This window comes from Candidatus Hydrogenedentota bacterium (assembly GCA_018005585.1).
In the GTDB taxonomy this organism is placed as follows: Bacteria; Hydrogenedentota; Hydrogenedentia; order Hydrogenedentales; family JAGMZX01; genus JAGMZX01.
The window spans coordinates 1-3,184 of record JAGMZX010000138.1; the positions used below are offsets into that span (position 1 = coordinate 1).

Sequence of the window (3,184 nt, forward strand, 5' to 3'; positions counted from 1 at the left end):
GCGAGGTACTCGGCGGTGGAGATGACGTAGTCGAATCCGGCTTCGTCGATGCCTTTGCGGCGTGTGGATTCGCGGGCGTTCGAGGTGGCGTCGTGGATGCAGAGGGTGCGCCAGCCGAGCCGTTTCGCGGACTTGGCGGTCTTGCCCAAGCAGGCCTCGGTGTGGCCGCCGATCATGACGAGGTTCTTGACGCCAAGGTTTCGCAGGACGAACGCGATATTGCAGGAGGCGAAGGCGTCCTGGGCGGCCTTTGCGATGACGTATTCGCCGGGCTGGATGTTCAGGGCCTTGGCCGGCCGCGAATCGGGGCGGCTGATGTGGCCCGGCCATTTGCGCGCGTCGTCGCCGAAATCCTTCCTGAACGACTGATAGATATCGGGGTCGAGGTCCATGGCATCCTCGAACAGATAGCCCCAGTGTATAAAGAGCATCTTCAAGCCGAGCCTGCGGGACGCCTCGGTTACCTTGACGGCGTTCGGAAAGGCGACGTCCCAGGCAAAGGTGTTTGCCGTGTTCACGTCATCCGCGGAAAACCCCATCTCCCTCCAGATGCCCGGCAATTCCTGATAACTCAGGGCAAGGCCGCGCGCGCCTTCCTGAATGTCCACGCAGACCAACGCACACGCGTTGAAGAATTCCGGCTCAACCATGCTCGTTCCCTTTCCGTAAAGTCCGCGCGGCCATCTTAACGGGCCGCGGGCGCCGGTTCCAGCGAATAGCCGCGCAGGATGCGCGCGCCGTCCACACGGAAACCCTTGTTCGTCCGCCGCACACGCAAGCCGCCGTGCCAGTCGGTGCGCCATACCCGCACCCCCGCGTCCGCGTAGCGTTGGAGCACCGCCGCGTCCGAACCGGGGCCGCGCCCGGTATCGCGCGTCGAGACAAGTGCTATTTGCGGCGCCGCACGGGCGATGAATTCCGCCGTGCTCGATGTCTTCGACCCGTGATGCGGCACTTTTAAGATGTCCGCGCGGTAATCCAGGCCCGCCATACTTTGCTCGCCCGCCGCCTCGACATCGCCGGCAAACAGGGCTGTCATGCCCGGCCAGGTGAAGCGCAGCACCAGCGAGTTATCGTTGACGTGGCCGGCGGCGGGCCGGCCTGGAGGCGGATGCAATACTTCGACGATGGTCCGCTCGAACGCAAGCCGGTCACCGCGCTGGATGCGCCGCACAGGCACCTTGCGCCGTGCGCACAGTGCCAGGAATTCCTGTTCGAGCGGGCGTCCCGTCGCGTCCGGCCCGAGCAGCACCTCGCCGACAGTCAGTTGCTCAACCACCGACAGCAGCCCGCCCAGATGGTCCCGGTCGGGATGCGTCACGACAACGTAATCGACGCGGCGCATGTGGTTGGCCAGCAGGAACGGAATCACGACCCGCTTGCCCATGTCTACATACTCGGAACGGTCGCCGCCGTCGATGAGAAAGGTCTTGCGCCCGGGCGTGCGCACCGCGATCGCGTCGGACCTTCCGACATCGAGCACGTTGATGCCGGCGGGCGGCGGCCACGCGGTCCACGTCGCCAGCGCTGCCAGCAACAGCGCAGTGACGGCAAGACCGCGCCGTCTCGACGCGGATTGGGCCTTGGCGGGGACCAACAGCAGTACCAGCGCCGCCCAGTACAGGCCCACGGAGAGGTCCGTCGGACTGACGAGCAGGAAATGCGCATAGGGAATACGCGCGGCCATGCCCGCAACGAAGCGAATCAGTATCACGACAGGGAGCAGCGCGTGGCCGAACAGCATTGCGGCGGGGGGCAGGACAAATGCGGCCGCGGTTGTCAGGGCGCAGAGCCACAGCGCCGCGCCGAGCAACGGAATGACCAGGAGATTTGCCAGCGGCGCCGCCGCGGGAAACACGTGGAAGAAACGTATCGCGATGGGCAGCGGCAGCAGTTGCACGGCGAGCGTGGGCGTGACGGCGTTCGCTATCCACCAGGGGACGCGCCCGACCCGTTCGTTGAGCAACGGTGTGAACAACAGGAGCGAGGCCACGCTCAAGAAGGACAGAAGAAACCCGCCGTCGAACAGGTCGTTGGGATTCAGCAAGAGAAGCACGACCGCCGAAAGGCTCAGAGCCGTGGGCGCATCCGGCTCGCGATTGAAGAATTCCGCGATAAGGTACAGACCGATCATGAACGTGGCGCGTAATGTGGAGACGCGCGCCCCGGCCAGCACGCCGAACAGCACCACAATGGACAGTGTCAGCACGATGCGCAGGTGCCTGCGCCGCGGAAGCGTGCCCGAAAGGAAATACATGCTTGCGTAGATGACGCCCACGTGAAGGCCGGAAACCGCAAGGATGTGCGCGGTGCCCGAATACACGTAGTCTTGCCGTTCCGCATCGGTCATGCGGCTGCGTTCGCCCAGCCACACGGCAAGGACGAAGGGCAGGATTTCCCGCGGCACGGCGCGAGCGAGACGTTCCCCTTCTTCTTGGCGCAGCCGGGCGATCCAGTATCGGATGGACCATCGGGGCGCGCCAATTCGCTCGAGACCGTCGCCCGCAATCCGCAGATCGGTGTAGACGCCGTGCGCCCGATAGTAGTCTTCAAGGTCATGAATCCCGTGATTCACCGGCGACAGCACGCGGCCCAATGTGCCCGCCGCGCGAATGCGCTCGCCCGCGAACAAAGGTCCATTCGGCTGACTCCAGCGCACGAGCACGCCGCCCGTCAGGCGCCCCGTCTGCCCGCGCCGCACGGCGCGGTCCACGTCGAACACGAACGTGGTGTAATCCGTACCGGGCAGGATAATGCCCGCCTCGCGCACGTGCCCTTCGAGCACGAGGTTTTCCCGGGGGCAACCCGCTGCAAACCGGCTCAGCGGGTCGCCCGGTGTTTCGGCGTGCCGCGCGTGAAAGATGAGTCCGCCCAGGGCGAAGGCAACCAGGGTGAGCGTTGCCTGCTGCGTATAGGGGACATGCCCGCGAAGAGTCCAGGCGAGCGCGACCGGCGGTACAGTCACGATCACGACGGTCCAGGGAGAAGACCCCTCCGCGGCGGCCAGAATGCCCGTGGCCAGACCAATCGCCACCCATACCCACGGTCGGTTCACAACCGGCAAGCCCCGTTGCTGTGCTTCCCGCGGCGAACGTTAGAACGGCAGCATACCGCCGCCGCTCGAATTGAACCCCAGAAGGGAAAGCAGAATGGACGTCACCGTATTCATGAAGACGTAAATGGC

General features: G+C 65.1%; 2 protein-coding genes. Both read right to left on the reverse strand.

The features are described 5' to 3' along the window. On the reverse strand, window positions 1-650 hold a 650-nt coding region (locus tag KA184_18860; protein ID MBP8131645.1), incomplete at its 3' end, for an isochorismatase family protein. 35 nt (window positions 651-685) lie between these two features. After that, window positions 686-3,055 carry a DNA internalization-related competence protein ComEC/Rec2 gene (locus KA184_18865; protein ID MBP8131646.1) on the reverse strand — a complete coding sequence of 790 codons (2,370 nt, stop codon included), beginning with the start codon at window positions 3,053-3,055 and terminating at the stop codon, window positions 686-688. Window positions 3,056-3,184: the final 129 nt, after the last annotated feature.